General features: G+C 55.9%; 15 protein-coding genes and 1 pseudogene. 7 read left to right on the top strand and 9 right to left on the bottom strand.

The window, feature by feature from the left end; genetic code table 11:
- Positions 1-103: 103 nt before the first annotated feature.
- The gene (locus AC02Y0_RS23205) at positions 104-1,996 is read right to left on the bottom strand and encodes an acyltransferase family protein (RefSeq protein ID WP_476384222.1); all 1,893 of its coding nucleotides are present in this window, start codon (positions 1,994-1,996) and stop codon (positions 104-106) included.
- Between the two features lie 329 nt (positions 1,997-2,325).
- Between AC02Y0_RS23205 and AC02Y0_RS23200 the strand changes: the two are divergent.
- Both AC02Y0_RS23200 and AC02Y0_RS23195 read left to right on the top strand, forming a co-directional pair.
- Positions 2,326-3,060, top strand: a pseudogene (locus tag AC02Y0_RS23200) (IS3 family transposase); the annotation flags it as partial.
- An 827-nt stretch (positions 3,061-3,887) separates the two neighbouring features.
- Positions 3,888-4,490, top strand: a complete 603-nt coding sequence (locus AC02Y0_RS23195; RefSeq protein WP_476384221.1) for a transglutaminase-like cysteine peptidase — start codon at positions 3,888-3,890, stop codon at positions 4,488-4,490.
- A gap of 231 nt (positions 4,491-4,721) precedes the next feature.
- On the opposite strand, the gene AC02Y0_RS23190 is transcribed toward AC02Y0_RS23195, so the two are convergent.
- Entirely contained in the window at positions 4,722-5,276 is a 555-nt protein-coding gene (locus AC02Y0_RS23190; RefSeq protein WP_476384390.1) for a sugar transferase, read from the bottom strand.
- 852 nt (positions 5,277-6,128) lie between these two features.
- On the opposite strand from AC02Y0_RS23190, the gene AC02Y0_RS23185 reads away from it, so the two are divergent.
- Positions 6,129-6,308, top strand: a complete 180-nt coding sequence (locus tag AC02Y0_RS23185; protein WP_476384220.1) for a hypothetical protein — start codon at positions 6,129-6,131, stop codon at positions 6,306-6,308.
- A gap of 147 nt (positions 6,309-6,455) precedes the next feature.
- Here AC02Y0_RS23185 and galU read toward each other — a convergent pair whose 3' ends face one another.
- Positions 6,456-7,343 carry a UTP--glucose-1-phosphate uridylyltransferase GalU gene (gene galU / locus AC02Y0_RS23180; protein ID WP_476384389.1) on the bottom strand — a complete coding sequence of 296 codons (888 nt, stop codon included), beginning with the start codon at positions 7,341-7,343 and terminating at the stop codon, positions 6,456-6,458.
- Positions 7,344-7,644: 301 nt separating this feature from the next.
- Here galU and galE point away from each other — a divergent pair, with 301 nt between their 5' ends.
- A complete protein-coding gene (gene galE / locus AC02Y0_RS23175; RefSeq protein WP_476384219.1) occupies positions 7,645-8,634 on the top strand; it encodes a UDP-glucose 4-epimerase GalE in 990 nt (329 codons plus the stop codon).
- 126 nt (positions 8,635-8,760) lie between these two features.
- On the opposite strand, the gene AC02Y0_RS23170 is transcribed toward galE, so the two are convergent.
- Complete coding sequence (locus AC02Y0_RS23170) at positions 8,761-9,573, bottom strand: flagellin (protein ID WP_476384218.1); 813 nt, start codon at positions 9,571-9,573, stop codon at positions 8,761-8,763.
- A 329-nt stretch (positions 9,574-9,902) separates the two neighbouring features.
- Positions 9,903-10,814 carry an HD-GYP domain-containing protein gene (locus AC02Y0_RS23165; RefSeq protein ID WP_476384217.1) on the bottom strand — a complete coding sequence of 304 codons (912 nt, stop codon included), beginning with the start codon at positions 10,812-10,814 and terminating at the stop codon, positions 9,903-9,905.
- 647 nt (positions 10,815-11,461) lie between these two features.
- Between AC02Y0_RS23165 and AC02Y0_RS23160 the strand changes: the two genes are divergently transcribed.
- Both AC02Y0_RS23160 and AC02Y0_RS23155 read left to right on the top strand, forming a co-directional pair.
- Entirely contained in the window at positions 11,462-12,163 is a 702-nt protein-coding gene (locus AC02Y0_RS23160) for a LuxR family transcriptional regulator (protein ID WP_476384216.1), read from the top strand.
- A 1,180-nt stretch (positions 12,164-13,343) separates the two neighbouring features.
- Positions 13,344-14,153, top strand: coding sequence for an undecaprenyl-diphosphate phosphatase (locus tag AC02Y0_RS23155; protein ID WP_476384215.1), 810 nt, complete (start codon positions 13,344-13,346; stop codon positions 14,151-14,153).
- Positions 14,154-14,281: 128 nt separating this feature from the next.
- Here AC02Y0_RS23155 and AC02Y0_RS23150 read toward each other — a convergent pair whose 3' ends face one another.
- The 4 genes from AC02Y0_RS23150 to traA all read right to left on the bottom strand — a co-directional run bounded on the left by AC02Y0_RS23150 (position 14,282) and on the right by traA (position 20,058).
- Complete coding sequence (locus AC02Y0_RS23150) at positions 14,282-14,512, bottom strand: hypothetical protein (RefSeq protein ID WP_476384214.1); 231 nt, start codon at positions 14,510-14,512, stop codon at positions 14,282-14,284.
- 514 nt (positions 14,513-15,026) lie between these two features.
- Positions 15,027-16,202, bottom strand: a complete 1,176-nt coding sequence (locus AC02Y0_RS23145; protein ID WP_476384213.1) for a conjugal transfer protein TraB — start codon at positions 16,200-16,202, stop codon at positions 15,027-15,029.
- Positions 16,196-16,729 (bottom strand): conjugative transfer signal peptidase TraF, encoded by a 534-nt coding sequence (traF, locus tag AC02Y0_RS23140; RefSeq protein WP_476384388.1) that lies wholly within the window; start codon positions 16,727-16,729, stop codon positions 16,196-16,198. Before traF ends, AC02Y0_RS23145 begins: the two co-directional genes overlap by 7 nt.
- A gap of 20 nt (positions 16,730-16,749) precedes the next feature.
- On the bottom strand, positions 16,750-20,058 hold the full coding sequence (traA, locus tag AC02Y0_RS23135) for a Ti-type conjugative transfer relaxase TraA (protein WP_476384212.1): 3,309 nt from the start codon (positions 20,056-20,058) through the stop codon (positions 16,750-16,752).
- 266 nt (positions 20,059-20,324) lie between these two features.
- Between traA and traC the strand changes: the two genes are divergently transcribed.
- Positions 20,325-20,621, top strand: coding sequence for a conjugal transfer protein TraC (traC, locus tag AC02Y0_RS23130; RefSeq protein WP_476384211.1), 297 nt, complete (start codon positions 20,325-20,327; stop codon positions 20,619-20,621).
- Positions 20,622-20,625 lie beyond the last annotated feature (4 nt).

Below are 20,625 nucleotides of genomic sequence, written 5' to 3'. Positions count from 1 at the left end.
CACGCTAAGATGTTGCTAAAGCTGCTTGCATGCTGCTGGATATGGACCGGATTAAACAGGACTGTAGCTCCGTGACTAAACAACGCGACACTTGCCAAAAATTCTAGCCACCAGATACCTGCGCTTTGGCTTGTGCGCCGAAGCGTGGCCAGTAGAGCTCGATCGCTCTTCTAGCGCCCGCGGGCGAAAGGTGCCCGTAGTCCGAGAAGTAGTAGCCCTCCGGGCCTGCATAGGCGCAGATATCGCCTACGCACAGGCGGGTGAGAGGGTCGATGAAATCCGCGCCTAACGTGTACTTTTTCAGCTCCATGTTTATCTGCGGATCCATAGCGAACTTCCAGGCCTGATCAGAGCTTCCCCGTTGACGGATATAGTAGTCGAGCTTTCGAATGTCGGTTACAAATTGCGGTGACTGGCCGATTACCGTAACCGCAACGCCGAGAGCACGGATTCGATCTACTGTCTGCTGCAACCCTTCAAATCCGCGATTTTCATAATCAACCCAGCGGGCGGACAACACCACGGCTTCAATGTCCAGCTCTTTTATGAACCTCAGTGCGTTGTGGTTAAAGTCAGAGCAAGACCGCCGAGCATATGAGAAATAGCTGAGGTCGGGCGGGCAGCCGGCATAAGTGTACTGAACCACGTCAGCGCCGATCGAATCAACGCCTCCGGCAGTAAGTCCCGGCACATAGTGGGCCGCAAAAGAGTCGCCCCATAGTAAGACTCTCGTACGGTGCGTTTTAGTTAACTGGCAAGTTTCCGCGTTCCAGTTTTCCAGCGGGTCACCCCCTAGGTTGAAGCAGGTGCCCCAGTTCCAATTCCCCACCTCAATTGACTCGGGACGATAGTTCGGAAAGCGGCTAGGAACACCATTCAGCATGGTCCCAATCAATCCAATCGCAACCAGCACCGAGATGGTTGCTCCGGATAGGGCGAAGACTAATTTCGGCCTTCCCAATCGCTCGTTACGGCGAAATGGCTGCTCTACAAAACGCCAGGACATCGTTGCTAGCGCGAAGCTAGCGACGACCATTGTTACTGAAAGAGCGGCGCTTACTTCGTCCATGCTGAGGTAGTGCGCGAATGCACTTATCGGCCAATGGACAAGATAAAGCGAATACGAAATGAGGCCGATCCACACCATCGGCTTAAGGACAAGGAAACGCGTTACGATAGACATGTGACCGCCATCGGCCGCTCCACGACCTGCCTGGATCAGCAAAACAGCGCCCACACAGGGGTAGAGAGCGTTCAAACCCGGAAAAGCGTCCGTCTCGGATAGGCAGAAAAAGCCATACGCACACAGCCCTAGTCCGGCAAGACCAACACTCTCCGCCGCGGCGCGGCTACGCGGTGCCGGGAACCGATGTAACCTCACCAGCGCTCCAAGCATTAGCTCCCAAACACGTGTAGGAAGTAGATAGAAGCCCGCCGTCGGCGCTGCAGAGGTTGCCAAGACCGAAATCGCGAAGCTTCCAATGATGATCGGTGCCAACGCTAGCATCCAACGCCCACCAAGCCAGCGATGGATCATCCACACAAGAAAAGGCGCAAATATATAGTACTGCTCTTCCACCGAAAGCGACCAAGTGTGCAAAAGAGGGCGCAGTGCGCCTTCTGTGGCGAAGTAATTCGTGGTCTTCCAGAAGTAAATATTGGACCAGAATGTCGCGCTGGCGACCAGGCTGGCGCAGTATTCGGCGAAGTCAGGCGGCAGCAATATGAGGAAAGCGGCCAGAGTCGATACGACTAGGACGACCGTCAACGCCGGCATGATCCGCCTGAACCGGCGCCAGTAGAAGTCAATAATACTGAAACGGCCGCGCTCCAGATCGGCGACCAGAGTGCCGCTGATGAGATAGCCAGAGATTACGAAGAATATGTCAACTCCAGTGAAACCACCCGGGATGAAGGTAGCACCAAAGTGAAAAAGCACAACGGGTAGGACGGCCAGCGCGCGAAGGCCATCAATATCACGCCTATATTCTGTCAATGACGGAGAAACCCAGTTTAGAAAAAAACGTTTTTACGACTACATGATGCACGACATGTGCATCATTGCAAGGCGGATCCAATCTAGCAGGCTCCCAATTTGCTTAATGGAAGGTTGCGAACGCCAACTTGAAACAGAGTTTCGTAGACACCTCTCGGGTTAGATTTTCTCCCGCTTCTCGAACTCGACGGGCGACAGCATTCGGCGTCTAACATGTTTGCGTTTCGGGGTGTAGAATATTTCGAATATTCGAACACGGCCTAATGGTCTGCCCCATGAAAAGTGATCCTTCATGAAGTATGGCTTATGAGCCTCAGAAGGACATTGAAATGGCAGCAAAAAGACACAAGGCAGAAGAGATCGTCACGAAGCTTCGTCAGGTTGACGTGCTGAATGCGCAGGGAAAATCGATGGCGGAAGCGATTCGGTTGATAGGCGTGACGGAAGTTACATACTACCGGTGGCGTTCCGAATACGACGGCTTGAAGGGTGATCAAGTGAAGCGCCGGAAGGAGCTGGAAGCGGAGAATGCTCGGCTCCGGCGCGCCGTTTCCGACCTCACCTTGGACAAGATGATTTTAACAGAGGCCGCCAAGTGAAACTTCTGAGCCCCGCCCGTAGTCGCGCTCGCGTGGATCATGTCATCGAAAAACTGAAAGTGTCCGAGAGACGGGCATGCCGGGTTCTCGGTCAGCATCGTTCCACACAGCGCAAGATCGCCAAGGCCCCGGATGACGAAGCGGCGTTGACCGCAGACGTCACGACGCTCGCTCTCCAGCATGGCCGTTATGGCTATCGCCGCATCACTGCGATGCTGCATCAGGCTGGCTGGATCGTAAATGTCAAACGGGTCGAGCGCATCTGGCGACGGCAGGTGCTGAAAGTGCCGCACAAGCAACCCAAGCGCGGTCGGCTGTGGTTGAACGACAGTTCGTGCATCCGAACTACGACCGGAATACCCCAACCATGTCTGGTCTTATGATTTTGTTGAGGATCGGATGCACAATGGCAGGAAAATCCGCAAACTTAACGTGATCGATGAGTTCACGCGGGAATGCATCGCCCGCGGCAGTCCAAGATTTGGTCCCAGAGCAATGCCGTCTGCGACCAGGCAAAGGCATTCACGGGTGAAGTCGTCGACCACCGCCAGAATACGGAACCGGCAGCCGTCGCTGAAGTCACCGCTGGTAAAGTCCAAGCTCCAGCGCTCATTGGGACGTGAGGGCAGAGCCAGATGAAGTCTCGTGCCCAAGGCCCCCTTTCGACCGCCACGCTTGCACATTGTCAGCTTCACCTACCGATAAAGACGCCGTAGTTTCTTCAAGTTCATAGCGCTCCGCTGCCGGTCTAGCTGACGTAGCTGAGACGGTTACCAAAGAGCCGCCGCTCGGATGCCACCTTCTTCATCGCCTCCCGAATGGGCGCATCATCATGCCGCACACTGCGATTTCGTATGCTCGACCGACAACCTGAGCACAGGTCGCGCCCATGGCCAGATTGGACGAGCGCCTCAAATCGGCAATCAAGGCATCGAAGACTGCCCCCGGTTCTAAGGCTGGCCGGCCGACACAATCGGCCAGCGTGATCGGTGGAAATCAATGCCTCGCAGCTAACGGTCTGGTCTGCCGAGAGCGCTCACGCCTGTGGATCGCAGTCAGTCGGGGGCCAACCACGAGATTGGGGTCGGCGAATACATGCGTCAGGCTTTGCCATTCCTGCAAAGGCTCCAGTGTCCAAAACGGCGATATGTAAAATTGAATACAACCATTTAAGCAGCCTGCAAAACATGCGCGGTATCTTGCCGGACAGAAGGCGGCTCAAACCGCTCGATCGACCGCAATGCCCTCGCAACGCGAAAAGACAAGAACAAGAATAAGAAAGCGACACCGACATGCTGAAGCTGCCTTTTCGAGCCCTCACCATCATTGCAACATTCGGTCTTGCGCCCACACTCGGTCATGCGGCAGGACCTGGCGAAATGGCGCGCGGCATAGCACCTGGCCTCTCGGTCAATTATATAAAAGAGAAGACCCCAACACTGGCGCCGTTCGCACATGTTCGGTTCTGCATGAAAAACCCGCAGGACTGCGCGGTTGCTCAGGCAGGGGCTGCGGACACGGCTACGGAAGATATGGAAACAGACCTGCTTGCAGTGAACCGAGAGATCAACAGGCGTATCAAGCAGATCAACGATGATACGAATTCTGACTTCGGCGACGGCTGGAAGGTGGCGACTGCTTCCGGAGACTGCGAGGATATCGCGCTCGCCAAACGAAAAGAGTTGATCCGCATGGGTTGGTCACCGCGTTCCCTGCGGATTGCAGTCACGCGCACCGTGGCTGGTGAGGGGCATGCGGTCCTGGTCGCCAGGACATCCAAGGGAGATCTTGTCCTGGATAACCGTTCAGACGTGGTCAAAAACTGGAAAAGAACAGATCTGACCTGGCTGAAGATCCAATCCTCTGACAATCCGCGTTTATGGATGACGCTGTAGTCGATAACAAGCTGGCCGACCAACATGGTGCCGCCATCTGAAGGGTCACTAAGAGCTAACCAGCGCCATTGTTCTGATCGCTAAAACGATGGCTCCGGCCAAATTGACCGTCCTAAAGACGGGATTTGCCTGGAGAGCCAAGGATACCAACGACATGTAGTCCATGTCGGTGAGTGAATGCGGGGTATGGCTGACCTGACATCCAGACAGTACCCCTGTTCTAAGTGCGCCTCAGAAGCCCTTGCCACCGTTCAACTCTGACCAGACGGTACCGATTAGGATCTTCACGTCCAGCATGAACGAATAGTTTTCAATGTAGTGGAGATCCGCATTGATGCGGGCACGCGCCTTGGATGGCTTATCCGTGGGGCCTCTGAGACCGCGCATCTGAGCTAATCCCGTCAGGCCTGGGCGCATGACGTGACGCTTGTGATAGCCCGGCACAAGATGCTCATACAGAACTCCACCCGCCAGCATTCCGATGGCGTGGCAACGTGGCCCGACAAGGGACATGTCTCCGATCAGGACATTCCAAAGCTGCGGAAGCTCGTCGAGGTTTGACTTCCGCAAGAAAGCACCAAAGCGCGTCACTCTCGGGTCGTTTTCCACTGTCTGGGCCACACCGGACGGATCACACAAGTCCGAACGCATAGAGCGGAACTTGTAGATCCTTATTTTTTTCCCGTGCTGACCATATCGGAGCTGCGAAAAGAATGGTGAACCTGGGCTTTCTAGCCTGATCAAGACAGCGATGAGAATGAGCACCGGAGCCAGGAACAACAGCATCGAGAGAGAGACCGCGATGTCGAGCGTCCGCTTCAACACGAAGTCAAATGGGCGCTGACGGCGAATGCGCGCCCAACTGTGGGCAGATGGGTAACTGCTTGCGTTGTTGACGGCACCAAATTCTACCATAGCAAAATCTCTATATGACTTGTTCGACACACGCTGGCGCCCAACGGCACCACACCACAATCGCGATTCACATACTTCAGTCTAATGCCCCCGTCGACCTCATTCTTAACCGATGGTTAACTCTGCTGTTCTTGATTTACATTTCGTGTTGCGCTGCAGCAACGAACTAGAGACTTACCCAAAATTGGTCTGAACAAAACTACGGCAAATGCCTACTTAATATGTTTCAAATTGAACCCGTTTAATTTATGGCGAACAACGTGTCCTAGACGAGCAGCGTCGGGAAGGGTGAGCGTTCTCCCGAACAGCCGAATGAACCACAAGCAAAACGCAGTTGGAGCTCAAGACAACTGCGCCTTCCGGTCTGCACAGTGTCCGCTGGCGCCTGTGGATCACTGCTCACAAATGTCTATCTGGTAGATTTGATACGGCGGCAATCACTGCGCCCGAAGCGACAGCTCTTGCGGATCAACTGCAATTTTCAAAAGACACATTGAGGTTGGTCACCTGAGAGCTGTCACGTGTCAGCCGGCTTGGATTTTAGCTTCACCGACCCCAATAAAGAGTTTCATGATAGCCGATGAGAATATCAAAGGCAGAAGTTCGCTGAGTGACGTTTGACATATGCAACAGAGCAGCATCCTATTATACTTTAAGCTGCATCATATATTTAAGCTCTCGCCCATCATGTTCAGTACCGGCAGCAACTGAAAGAAAAACTGAATGAAGGAACTCATCCCAATGAATGTTCTTGAACGGCTCGAACGGGAATGGCGCATCATCGACCCAGAACGACCATCAGGCAGCCAAAGAGAAATGCCGCGGTTCGATACTCCTCCCGCTCGCCGACTCCGGGTTGGCCGCGTCGACGGAACTATTAACATGGGAGAAGAAAGTGCCTGAACAACCCGGTGAAGGCCAGGAGCATACTAAGCTGAGCGGCTAGTGCTATTTTTAATTCGCGACTTGAATGTCGTTAAGGCTCAGTAGAAGAAATTTGGCGCGCCCTCGATCGAATTTACCGAGACGCGCGCCAGCATTCCTGGACGGTTATTTCAAAGCCGCGATCAGGGCCTTCAGCTGATGCTCAACGGTCGGACGAATATCGGCACGCTCGATGGCGAAGGCAACATTGGCCAAAATGAAGCCGTCCTTTGCTCCGCAGTCGAAGGTCTCGCCCCTAAAGTGGTAGCCCGCGAAGTCTTGGCTCTGAGCAAGCTTCAGCATGCCATCGGTCAGCTGGATCTCATTGCCAGCACCGCGCTCCTGGGTCGACAGGATCTCGAAGATCTCAGGCTGCAGAATGTATCGACCGTTGATGAAGAAGTTGGAAGGTGCCGTCCCCTTGGCCGGCTTCTCGACCATCTGGGTGATCTTGAAGCCACCTTCGAGCGTCTCGCCCACGCCGACGATGCCATACTTGTGAGCCTGTTCGGGCGCACACTCCTCGACAGCCACGATGTTACCACCGGTCTTTTGGTAAAGTTCCACCATTCCCTTGAGACAGGCTTTTTCTCCGCGCATGATCATGTCGGGAAGAAGAAGGGCGAAGGGTTCGTGCCCGACGATATCGCGAGCACACCATACGGCATGACCGAGACCCAGCGGCTCTTGTTGGCGCGTGAAGCTGGTCTGTCCGGCCGGCGGCTGCAATTCTGCAAGTAGCGTGAGTTCGGCAGCCTTGTTGCGAGCCTTTAGAGTATGTTCTAGCTCGAAGTGTATGTCAAAGTAGTCTTCAATCACCGCCTTGCTGCGGCCTGTGACAAAGACGAAATGCTCGATGCCAGCCTCGATGGCTTCGTCAACCACATACTGGATGACCGGCTTGTCGACGACTGTCAGCATTTCCTTTGGCACCGCCTTCGTTGCCGGCAGGAAACGGGTGCCGAGACCGGCGACAGGAAATACGGCTTTTCGAAGCTTAGAATTATTCCGCAACGATTTTTCCTCTATATTTAATTCGAACTGGCAGTTCACATTTGCCGGATTCAAACATGCCACAGAAATTGTAAAATTTCCCTGCATACAATAAGATATACGTGCCGCTATCAGGTCCCGAATACTGGTCAGTCAGCTTCTTTTTCGCTAGGACTCACCGGTAGCGCGACAACAAGCCCCCCGGGTATGATTTTAAGCTCGCTCTCTTTCGGCTTTGTTCAGGTCTTACTCCATTCTTTCCAGTGCGACTATATTTGTTGAATTTTATGAGAAACCAGGTTTATAACGGACTGACAAACAGATGACTGCCACCCCAATCCTCGTCGTCGGCGGCGCCGGCTATATCGGCTCCCACACCTGCCTCGCCCTCTCCGAGCGCGGCTATCTGCCCGTCGTCTACGACAACTTCACCTCGGGTCATCCGGAATTTGTCAAATGGGGTCCGGCCGAACAGGGCGATATCAGGGACAATGCGCGCCTCAAGGAAGTGCTCGCGAAGTACCAGCCGAAGGCGGCCATGCACTTCGCCAGCCTCATTGAGGTCGGCCAGTCCTTCAAGGAGCCGGAGCACTTCTACGACGTCAACGTGTCCGGCACGCTCAGCCTGCTGCAGGCCTTGAGCGAAGCCGATATCCGCAACTTCGTTTTCTCCTCGACCTGCGCCACCTATGGTGCGCCGGAATACCTGCCGCTTGACGAAAAGCACAGCCAGAAGCCCATCAACCCCTACGGCCGCACCAAGCACATCGTCGAGCAGGCGCTGGGCGACTTGAACCTCTGCGGCCGCATGCGCTCCGTCATGCTGCGCTATTTCAACGCCGCCGGCGCCGATTTCGAAGGCAGGATCGGCGAGTGGCATTCGCCCGAGACCCATGCCATCCCGCTTGCGATCGAAACGGCCCTTGGACGCCGCGAGTTCTTCTCGATCTTCGGCGAGGACTATGACACCCGCGACGGCACCTGCATTCGCGACTATATCCACGTCAACGATCTCGCCGACGCCCATGTGCGCGCCGTCGACTATCTGCTGAAAGGCGGCGAGACCATCGCCATCAATCTCGGCACCGGCAACAGCACGACCGTCAAGGAATTGATCACGGCCATTGAGACCGTGTCGGGCCGCCCCATGCCGATCAAGCGCACCGAGCGCCGCCCCGGCGACCCACCGGGCCTCGTCGCAAGCAACACGCTTGCCCGCGAGGTGCTGGGCTGGGATCCCAAGCACGGAATCGACGACATCATCCGCTCCGCCTGGAAGTGGCACTCGACCTTCAACGGTCATTCGACCTGACGGTCTTCCGGGAACTGATGATGGCGCGCTCTTCGCGACCCCCGCGCGGGTCTAAGTTAGTAAATCCTGACCGAATCCATCGAGTTGGAAAATGATAGCGTCACCGCCCGTTTCGCGGATCTGGCTTTAGCGGAATAACGTGAGCAATTCCTCACTACTGCAATTGGCAATCGACAATAATTGCACGCCAAGCTGCTGTTGGGTCTGAAGTGCCTTCAGACGTGTAGACGCTTCATTCATATCTGCATCGACCAGTCGACCGATACCGCTGTCGATGCTGTCTATGAGACTATTGGCAAACTCCTGCTGTATCTCAACACGCGTCTTTAACGCGCCAAGCCTGCTTGCGCTGCTGATGGCTTCCTTCAGCATATGTTCGAAACGGTCAATGTAGTCATCAACACTAAACGCTCCGGAGGCGAGGTCGATTTCATCGAGGTCAAAGCGCAGGGTGAAGGGAGGATCGGGCCGGAACGCGGAGATGAAGAACGCTATCGCCTTGGAACCATAGCCTGGACGTACCGTCTGATCGAGTCTGAACGATACCTTGTTTCCATTCGTTTCAACGTCGAGGCCCAGGCTTGGCGTGAGATAATCGACAATCGCCTTAAAGTCGGCTGCACTGTTGATCATTCCGTCCGATGTACCAAGCGCCGCGTCCACCACGCCCCGATCAATCACGTAGGTGGTCTCCGGCGCATTGTTGATGCTGATGTCGAACTCGATCGTTGCATCCAGGTACATTTCAAATGGCTGGATGAAGCTCATATCAGAATTGGGATGCATGTTGTCGTGGTCGACTATTGAAGGCGTGCTGAGACCTAGCTTATTGAACGGCCCGGCCAACTGATCGAAGTAAATACTCGATCCATTATGTCCAGACGTCTCTAGACTCTCGATGGCATAACGACTGCCGCCAGGGTCGAAAATGCCGTTCAAGGTGACTGAGCCTGCAGAGCTCGCGCAGCGATGAAGTGACAATCAGGAGCGGCGGCCATTTAGAGGTTAGCGGAAAGAGAGCGCAGTCGGATTGGAGCGAGAGTGGATTAGTGCATCTCCTTGGGCGGCATGATATTCAGCGTTGCACGCGCTTCATGACTGCATACCGTTTAATTTCGAGCGCTTTATTAGTGATCAGTCCAACAAAGGGAGCCAAGCAGGGGTGTGGGTACCCTCGGCTCGCGTCCTTTCCAATCGCGAGTAAGACGCGCGTGATATGACTTTACTGTCAGCTCCCAAACTGAGCCAGAATAGGTGTAGCAAATTGATCATCCGATCGATGCATTTTTGGCCATAATGCCCTCATGCAAACGCCCCACGATCCTGTAGTCATAAAGGTCAGGTTGCTCATAGAGCCATTTAAGCGCCTTGCCGACAGGCCAAGCGGCTTTGTAGGGGCGCGCTGATGTCAGCGCCTCAAAGACGTCGCAGACTGCCGCAATCTTGCAAGATAGGGGAAGTCGAGCCGACTTGAGGCCATGCGGGTAACCTGAACCATCAAGAACTTCATGATGCCATAGACAGACATCCAGCATGACTTGGGTGACGTTTTCTGCCGATCTCAATAGATCATAACCAATCTGCGGATGAGTCCGAATTAGGGCCTTCTCGTCAGCTGCAAGCGCGCCTGTCTTTTTAAGGATCGCGTCCTCAATCAGCAGTTTTCCGACATCATGTACCAGACCTGCCATCCCGAGTTCGCTGATTGTATTATCTGGCAGATCCATAACCTGACCGACACGCATCATCAGCGCGCTTACTGCGACAGAATGGAGATACGTCACCGTGTCTTTTGATTTCAGGCGCGTCACCTTGAGAAGCACGTCCGGCGCATTTTCGACAGACTTTCCCAAGGCAGAAGAAATACTCGCCAGCTGATCGACATCCAGGCTCTGATCTCGTGCCAGCTTACCAAGCGCTGGTCCTAGCTCGTTGACCGCTCCATCTACGGACCTTCTAACAGCGGCCAAGCCTTTTGCATCGCTCTGCATGTCTTTTCTGCATGCGTGGCCGAGGCTCGTGTTGATCTCTACTCTTTGCGCAGAACTAGCTAGAATCGCGGCAAGATCCGCCTGGCTTTTCAGAATAAAACGCTTCTTCTGAAACTCTTCATGAGGGCACGCGACGGCCTCCACAAACATGCCAAACTCCAGTTGGAACTTATCGATCTGAACGAGCATGAGGTGCGCTACACTGGAACTAAAGATTGTAGATACCTGAATAGCAGCCTTTTCTTAATGAATTTTACTGGTGTGCTCTTAACTGTCCATCAGACATCCTTGTACTAGGTTTGGCTAGTCATACTGAGATATTTGGCACAGGGCAGACGCCAAACAGCTTTAGCCACCATCTCTCCCTTCGAAAACGAGTGCTGATTCGCAAGCTGCAACCTTTGGCAATCCCCGGCTCCAATAGGCTAAATCTAGGGGCCGACAGGGCGCAGAGGAACCTGTAGGCTTTTTTCCGTTGTCGGTGGGGCTGACGCCAGATAGCAATTTTGTAATTGAGTATTGTGTCATGCTGCGTCCTACATTCAGATTAAAGTCTCTCGTCGTCGTCATGCTGCTCTGTGCAGTGTTCTGGTGGCTGATCCTTTAACCGCCTCAGGCCCGAGCGTATCTCACTGCTGCCTTTGGTCGCTTGCCGCGGTTTCGGCCAGATCCATGGTGATCGAACGTAGACAGGTTCCGCTTCCGCTGTCCGACAGATTTGCTGTGGTCAACCTCCTCGCGCGGCGTGAGAGGTAATGAGATAATCCGCAACTATGGCTGCAAGCCTGTCAGCCGACAAACGACAGCACCAACCCGTTTGCAAGGAACACCGGCCAATGTCGTCCAAGTTCCAGACGTTGCTCGATATCGTCGATACGGCCATAGATCGCAGCACTTTCGCGCATGCGCTCAGCAGCTTCGCAGCTGATCTTGGCTTCGAGCACTTCGCCTATCTCAGCCTGGAGAGAGAACGGGTCAACTACTTCGGCGACTATCCGCAACCGTGGGAAAAGCTCTATTTGCGACAACGGCTGGATCGGCAGGATCCTGTGATCGCACGAGCAAAGCACTGTGCCGGCACCTTCAGTTGGTCGGCGGCGGACTGGGTGACGAGCCCCAATAGTGGAGCCAAATTCTTCGCAATCAGTGCCATCGAGCACGGGATTGGGTACGGAGCGACCATTGCGGCGCGAGCAAGTTTTGACACGCAGCTTATCTTAAGCTTTGCCTCACGCGATCGCCGCGGGCAGCCGACAAGCCACAATCCGAGTGACGCAATCCCGCTCCTGATGGGGCTCCACTACAGACTGACGCCCATCCTTGGCGAGCGCGGATGTTCGACCGTCAGGCCACTGTCTTCAAGGGAAATCCTGTGCCTCAAATGGGCAGCCATGGGCAAGACTGCCCCCGAGACGGCAATCATCACCGGCCTCTCTCCCCGCACCGTCCAACATTACCTCGACGCTGCGCGCGGCAAGCTGAACGCGTCCACGGTCACGCATCTCGTCGCGATCTCAAAAGACTTGAAAGTTATCTAGCGAAAATGGCTGGCTCGAGAACGGTCAGAGCGGCGAGACAGCCGTCACAATCGCTATTTGGCTGCAGAGCGGCTGGTGAGGTGTGGAGCTTCATAACGACATCCAAACAGCGCGAAGCCAATATCAAATGCTCATCGCTCATCTGCGATTAGGCGAAGTCTCAGCCAATGGTGCGTGCGGTTTTCCGCCTCGAAAACACCACAGTGCCCAAAACTGCGACAGCATAAACTGGCCAAACCAAGCTCAGAAGTAGGCCGCCAATTCGCCATCCATCCCATGGCGCTTCGGCTTTCTCGCCTTCTGCATAGGTCTCAATGAGAAATACCAGGGCAACAATGCCGTATACACACCAAGCGAATACAATCATGTCCCTGTCCATCGCTGCCAATGTCTGCACCCTTTCACGCTATGGTTAATGTTTGGTGCACATACCATGATTGACGAGGCCCAACAACGGCGACTGCTGGGTATACCTGTATCAAAAAGGCAACTTATCGCGCAAAAATGGTGCGCCGCACACTGACGTCTCCGTGGCCCCTGGATTGAGCCTTGGTCGACATCACCACGCCTGCGATCACATGAGAAAGGAAACGGAGTGTTTTGAAGCGGCACGGAGCCAATTTTAGCAACTGGGCTGGCCGGCATCAGACTCCGCCCATTACAGCTGTAATCTTGCCGGTTAACGATATCTTTAGCTCAATATTGTGCCGCGAAAAGCGGCGCGGTAATACGGAACAACTACCGCGTGGACGCAATCCGCCTACCAACACTTCAGAAACGAGGGATGAGGACATAGAGCAATCAAGATTGTGTTGGTCATCATGGCCGGAGACTAGACAAGGCAGCTCTGTCTTCGATCACGCGCAGCTGCCGCCAGAAAGTTTGTTCCTCCGCAACAAAACACTGCTGCGAAAGACCCAAGCCCGTATCTGATACTGTGCGATCCGTGACGCAGTGCTCGACGTTTCCAGTAAGGACTTCCGCTTCATGGTGGCAGCACAGGCCTGCGCACTCGACCGGGAATTAGATCCGCCGCATCAGAATTGAACCGGATGGGCGACAACCGCCGATCACTGCAGACTCGGGCTTCTGCCAATCTGCGCGGCCGGGCAACTCATTAATAGACACTGCTCGATCAACTTGTTTGTCGGGTATCCAATGTATCGAGAGTGAAAGCAAATTGGAAACGAACGGCTCCATTATAAGCGCGCTGGTCCTTGGCCTCATTGAAGGCCTGACCGAGTTCGTGCCGGTATCCTCCACCGCCCATGTTCTGCTGGCCGGCCATTTCCTCGGCTTTGAATCGCCCGGCAACACCTTTGCGGTGCTTATCCAGCTGGGCGCGATCCTGGCGATCCTGAGCGTCTACTTTGCCAAGCTCTTAGGCATCGCGCTGTCGCTGCCGACAAGTGCTGAGAGCCGCCGCTTTGTCGGTGCGGTCCTTCTGGGTTTCCTGCCTGCTGCCGTGATCGGTGTCATCGCGCATGATTTCATCAAGACCGTGCTCTTCGAGACGCCGATGCTCATCTGCGTCGTCCTGATCCTTGGCGGCTTCGTCCTGCTCTGGATCGATCGTCTGCCGCTGAAGCCGCGATATCACGACGTCACAGAATATCCGCTGTCGCTCGCGCTCAAGATCGGCTTTTGCCAGTGCGTCGCGATGATCCCGGGCACTTCGCGTTCGGGCGCCACGATCGTCGGCGCGCTGCTGCTGGGTGCCGACAAGCGTTCGGCGGCGGAATTTTCCTTCTTCCTCGCCATGCCAACCATGCTCGGCGCCTTCACGCTCGATCTCTACAAGAACCGGAATGCGCTGACTGTCGACGACACCATGATTATCGGGATCGGTTTCGTGGCCGCTTTTGTGTCGGCGCTTTTCGTGGTGCGGGGGCTTTTGAATTTCGTCTCGAAACGGGGCTATGCGCCCTTCGCCTGGTGGCGGATCGCCGTCGGCCTGACCGGTATCATCGGTCTCACGATATGGGGTTGAAGCGGGTGGACTGAAACTCTTTCCACGCCTGGGGACCCTTGCACCGCGATACATATGACGAGAACTTCCAAGCTGCTTGCTCGGCAAGCCTTACGCAGCCGGTATCTGCGCAACCAGAGTTTTTCAACTCAGTAGTGATCGTCCTGTGAACTCGGAACAAGCTTGGCGAGCCCCATGATAACAATTGCCGAAAGCATGACGCCAACAAATCCGATCGCAGAAAGCAGCGACGCCAGCGCGCCCATTGCAGGCCGCTCCCGCGTCAAGCTTGAGATATTGTCATTGCCCGACACTCGCTGAACATTGTTCTGGATAACCTCCAGCAATGCCTGGTCGGTTGGCCGGTCTTTGCCAGCCACGAGGGGCTCTGACTTATAGCTCTTTACCAACTGACCACCTTACCGTTGTGTATTCTTGACCACTACAATTGCCAGATCCACGAACCGCTGGTCAAGGACTTAACCCTAACTGTTGAAGATTTGGTAACCATGATGTCCATGTTGCCGAGCAAAAAGACCCGTCGCAGGGGCGCGACGGGCCTTTTCTATCTTTCAGGTACCGGCAGAGGAGAAGTCCACGGCACCTATTCTCGGACACTTGTGAGAGGGAGTATCCGATGACGCTGATGGCGCGGGAGAGGTGCGTTCATCATCGTTAAAAAAATGTAACTGACGTTTGCAAACTTTCCAAGTGAAATTGTTGCATTGCACCATTCAGATCCTGCCAGGTCGGGGAAATCAATGCGCGGCCGATCGGGGCGTAAACGCTCTCAAGAAGTGGAGATAAGTCTCCTTCTATGAAGCGGCTCCTCCATCAGAAGGCTCGTCTTCACCGATCACACGAGCGGCTGACAATCGGCATCCCGATGCCAGCTCACCTGTTAAATGACCGGACCAAGGGGACGTCGAAGAGGAGGGACCAGGCTTCTACGCTTGCCTCCTGTATCTCGACAATCGACGTACCCTTGGTCCACCAGCCGTTGCCAACCGCAACCACCACATCAGGATCGAAAAGCATGGAGTGCAGGACAGGCCAGACGATCAGTTGCTCATAGCAAATCAGCGCCGCAATACGGCGATCTCCAACCTCGACGGCCGGATTGCCAAAGACTCGTGAACGCGCGCCACTGCCGACCCCGGTCAGCCGTGTCCAGGGTTGCCACATTGATCCAGGGACGGGCATGCGCTGGCGGTAGAGGACCTGATGGGTAGTCGCCGAGATTAGGACGAGCACATTGTCGTATCCTTCAGGCCTGATCTCTGCTGCACCCGCAATAACGGTGATCCCGGAACCGACAAGTCCGCTCTGCCAAAGCCGAGCCAAACCGGGCGTCCAGAACCCAAACGCGCTTTCAGGAAGAACGACGATCAGGCTGTCCGCAGTGGCCGTTGAACGGTCGCGCACAAAGGCGATCAGCTCCCTCTGATAGACAAGGCTCGCGTTTCGCCCCAGTTCGGAACCCATCTGAAGATCAAGACCCTGCCAACCGTCGGGCCCTCTGTGCTCAATCCAATCGATGGCAGACGCGAACCAGAGACCTGTTAGTATGACACCTGCGGCGGGCCAATGCCGGGTAGTCATGATCGCGAGGCTCGCCGCCATCGCCACCAACCCCGACCAGCCCCAGCCAGGAAACAGCACGCCAGCGGCAGTGACAGGATGAGCCCAGCCCACGACACCGAGCGGCGGAAGGGCCATTGCGACCGAGGCAATCAAGAACCGAAACGACCTCCGCCATCCAATGAGATCGGTCCACAAAGCCATGTAAACGAGGACAAAGACCAAAGAGGCGATCAGCCAGAGTAGAAGTCCTGGCCAGATGTCGAGGGCATAGAAATTCGAAACGCCCTGAGGCAACCCCCTGGATGCGGCAAGGAAATAGGCGGCGGATATAGCTGCGGCCTGCGGCCGTGTCCTCGCCTTTGACCAGAGGAGGGGGAACAAGGCAGTCGCTGGCAGGGCAAGCACATACCCGCTCCATGCAAGCCAGCCGACAGCCGCCGAGACCCCGATCAAGCACAAGAGACGAACTCGGTCATGGGTTACCAAGTCCAGACCTCCTTTGCCAATCCAAGAATGCTCGCGCTGGGCAGCGGTCCAAAGTAGCGGGAATCGAACGAGCCCGGAAAATCCGAATGCAGATAGACGGCCTCCGCGGGAACCGGGCCTCCATAATGAGGCAAAAGTAATCTTCGCTTGCTGTCAAAAGGCAGGAGCCTGGAATGTGCCAGCAGATGCCCGTCGATATAGACGAAGTCAGAGATCAGGACAGACTGGCCAGGCATGGCCGCCACCGTCTTGATCAGGGGCGCAATCTTTCCCTTGCAAAGCCCCCGTCTCAGATATCCGCGCCTCAGCCCCTCGTGGATCACAGGTGTGAGGGGAGGGCAGACAAACACCCGCTCGCCCGTCCGCACCGGGCGCTCCAGTGCAACGATCCTCCAGATGCCAAGCGGCACGCTGGGCGTCAGATTGATCCGCAACCCAAGACACCCACCAACCAACCCGGCTAGGATCAGGAGCACCAGACAGATCAGGACTACGCTTGTCGGCCAGCATCGGCCATTCCACCGCATCTGTAGCCGCAACCTGGCTGTCATTTGAGGGAAAGTCCTTGGGCTTGCTTCTGGCGCAATCCCTCTGATGCCTTGAGCGCTGCCGCGCTGCGCTGATGCGCATCAAGCATTTGCACCGTTCGCAGGAGATTCCAGGCTTTTTCCATCTCCGTCACCTGCGCGGCATTCATGCCGGACGTCAGTCGTTTGAAGACCTCACCATGGGCTCTCGAAGCGGCAAATGGCAGAAGGGTCCGCTCTCCGAACCGTTCTGCAACGGCCTTGGCAAGATCTTTAAGTTCGGAACTCACGTGCTCACTGAAGCGAAATTCCTCGACCAGGGAAGCAAATGCGTTGTCATCGGCCGCCAATTTCAAACGCTCGAGCACCCTGCGGGCCTCGATCGATGGTGTAGGGATCTCGAGTGCGGCCCGTTCTCGGAGTGCTATCTCCTCGACACGATATCGTTCTTCAGCCTCAGTGCGCTGGCGAATGTAATCGCGAAGACTGCCGGCAAGAGCCGCAACGTTTCGAACGGCACGCTCTCTGTCAGATCGCTCAGTGCGGCTGGCAAAGATGCCCGTCTTGCCGTTGAGCAGGCCAAAACCGTCAGGTTGATTGGCGATCTTTGCAATCGTCACATCTGCATTCACACGGCCTTTGAGGATCGCGTCAACATCAACCGCACGGAAGGCTTTTTCCGGCTCAGCATAGACAAGATGAAAGCGAAAGGAGACGTCTTGCCAAAGCTTGGCAATCACAGGATCTGCGCGGAGCCTTTCCTCGACCACTTCCTCAAGTGACCTGGCATGCAGGGTCACGCCTGCCACCATCGGCCTTGTCATCAAAGCGCTTTCCGCCTTCGCACCTTCTGCGCCGAGGATCCGACCAATCCTCATCCCTAAGCCAAGAAGTTGATCGGCAAGTGCATTGAGCCGCGCTTTCTGACGAACGGTCCATTCGAGACGATCCCGGGCCATGGTTCGCGCCACGTTGAAGAGATGGAGACCTCGCACTTCAGCGAAGCGCAGTGCTGCCCGATAAAAGCGGCTGTCGGCATAATCGAGTGTGGTTTCCTTGGCGTTTCGTCTCGACAGGATCCCAACCAGACCTGCGGACTTGGCAAAGGATCGTCGACCGAAATAAACGCTAAGCTCCTCCCTGTGGCGCGTCATCGCCACATAGGTCAGGTGGCGGTCAAGCGAAAGCGAGGCCAGGAACTTCACACGGTCGACGGTCGCCCCCTGGGCCTTGTGAACCGTCGTGGCATAGCCGTGATCGAGATGATTGTAGAAGCGCTCTTCGACCAAAACCCGTCGTCGCTCATCGCCTTCGCCGACCTCCACAAGTATCCGACCGACTGAAGCCTGACGCACCTTGCCAAGCATGCCGTTCTTGACACCAATCGAGCCCTCGTTTTTCAGGAAGACGATTTGATCCCCGGCGGCAAACGCGCGAGGTCCATCGGTCGTCTCAAAGGCATATCCACTCTCGATTATCCCGCCTTGAACGAGCCTATCTCGGGCCAGCCTGTTCAAAAGGCGGACATCCCGGCGTAGATGCGCAAGGATAAGGGTCGATTTGGTCGCATCATAGTCGCGCTCCCAGTCCGCGATCAGGCCAAGGATTGCATCCGCCTTCTTCTCGGCACCGATCACCTTGCCCTTTGCGTCATAGGCTTCCAGTGCCTTGGCCGTATCGCCACGTGCAAGATCAAGCGATGCCTCGCGCATCCATGGCTGCCGCTGCCGATAGATCGTCTCAAGTTCTGCATAGCCAACGCGGTCCGCAATCGCGCGAAACGCAGCTCCCGCTTCAATCGGCTGCAGCTGCTCCGGGTCGCCGATCAAGACCAGTTTGGCGCCGGCCCGTGTGGTTGCTTCGACAAAAAGCGCCATCTGCCGCGACGACACCATTCCAGCCTCATCGAGGACAAAGACGCACCGGGCATTAAGCCGGTCACGCCCCTGCACCCAGGAATGCTCCCAGGACGAGAGCGTTCGAGACCGGATGCCAGCCTCCTTCTCCAAGCCCTCCGCCGCCTTGCCAGCGAGCGCTCCACCCACAACGCTGTAGCCTGCAGCCTCCCAAGCCTCACGCGCCGCCTTCATCATCGTCGTCTTGCCGGCGCCAGCGAGACCGACCACTGCAGCAATCCGTGCGGTACCGGCGATATGCGCGATAGCCGTCCTCTGCTCATCAGACAGATGCCGCTGGCGAGCAAAGACCCGTTCCAGCAGCGGCTGTTTGACGCCGCTCGACCGACGCCTGGAAAGCCAGATCGCGCGATTGGCCATCTCAGCTTCAAGCCGAATGAGCGCACGTGTCGTGTATTTGGCCGGCGTCCTGATACCCGTCGCAAGCTCGAGACGCTCACGATCAAGGCGCAAGATTTCATGACTTTGCAGGATGCGACCCATCAGGTTCTGAAACAGCCCGGCATCATCGACATAGCGATGCAGCATCTTCGCTACATCTTGAGCATCAAAGACGCTTTTCTCGCGCATGATCATGTCGAGCACGATCTCAGGATTGCGGATTATTCTCTGAGAATTCTCCAATCGACGCTCCTCCTGAAGCGCCAGCTGCGCAAGCGGTGCATCCTCCTGCGCGATCTTGGCTTTCCGTTCGATCGCCTTCGTGCTCACACCCAGATGAATAGTCGGTGTGAGCTCTATCCCCTGCTTATCGAAGGAACGACCATCAACGCACAGATCAAGGCCAGCAAGGGCCAGATGCCGGTTCTGACAGGCAAACCAGCCATCACGAAATGCGTTGAAATCATCCCGACCGCCGGCCCAGATTTCATAAAGGATCTTGCCGCGATCGTTGCGCAGCGGACGCCCATCAGGCCCTGTCATCACCACCTTCTTCTGACCGAACCCGTCTTCGGTCAGCGGCCGCAATGTAGTCATCAGATGAATATGCGGATTGCCCGGCACATCGTGGAACACCCAGTCTGCCACCATACCACGAGCCGTGATCTGCTCGCGCACGAACTCCCGTACGAGCTCGATGTTCTGAACGCTTGAAAGCTCGACGGGCAAAGCGATCGTAACATCCCTGGCAAGCTGCGCATCCGACCGCGTCTCGAACGTCTCAACCTTGTTCCAGAAGGCTTCCGATGCGTCTGCCACCGGTCGGTCAGCGATCAATGCCCTGAGCCATTCCGGTGCATCGGCAGGAATGGCGAACTCCTCGTGGGCCAACCCTTGTTTTCGGGTGTAGTCAACCAGACGGTCCTCCCGCTCAAAGGTCATCCTGGCGCAATGCCGGTAGGCGGCCGACATCACGGCGCTCCCACCTTTGCCGCGGGCCAGGATCTTTGCCGAGAAATGCGGGACCGCCATGATGCCGAACCTCCTTGCGTCTGAGTGCGTCCGCCCGGCCCTGTGCGCATCTCGCTCAGGCCAGCAAACTGGGTAAGGCCTGAAGCTGAACGTCGCGGCAGCGACGTATAATTGCGCCCTTGGAAGCCTCTCCTATGGATCGGCCGGGATCATCGCTCGAAGTTCGACGTCGCGATATTGTAGGATTGACCGTAGTGCACAGCGCTCCCGATCCTGCAATTCTCAAGCCATGGTGACGACGATCCAGCCATGGGAGACGATTGCAAATGAAGAAGACCTCCAGTCGAATCCGGGAAGAAATTGCAAAACTCCAGGATGTCTTGAAAGCTGCCGAAACCCGCGAGGCCGAACGCATTGGTCGGCTCGCGCTCAAGGCCGGGCTTGGTGACATCGAGATCGAAGAGGGCGTCTTGCTCCGAGCCTTCGACGATCTCGCAACGGGCTTTCGCAAAGGCGTCGCGCACGGCACGACCTCACCCACCACACAAAGACGTGGCCCAAAGGCCGTCGAGAGCGCACAGGACCCGTCTGGCGCGGCTCAGGGCAGCACTGGCGAGGCTTGATCGC

This window comes from Allorhizobium sp. nf9_anc (assembly GCF_056323085.1).
Note: the sequence above shows the minus strand (reverse complement) of the source record. Positions and strands in the feature narration are given on the sequence as shown.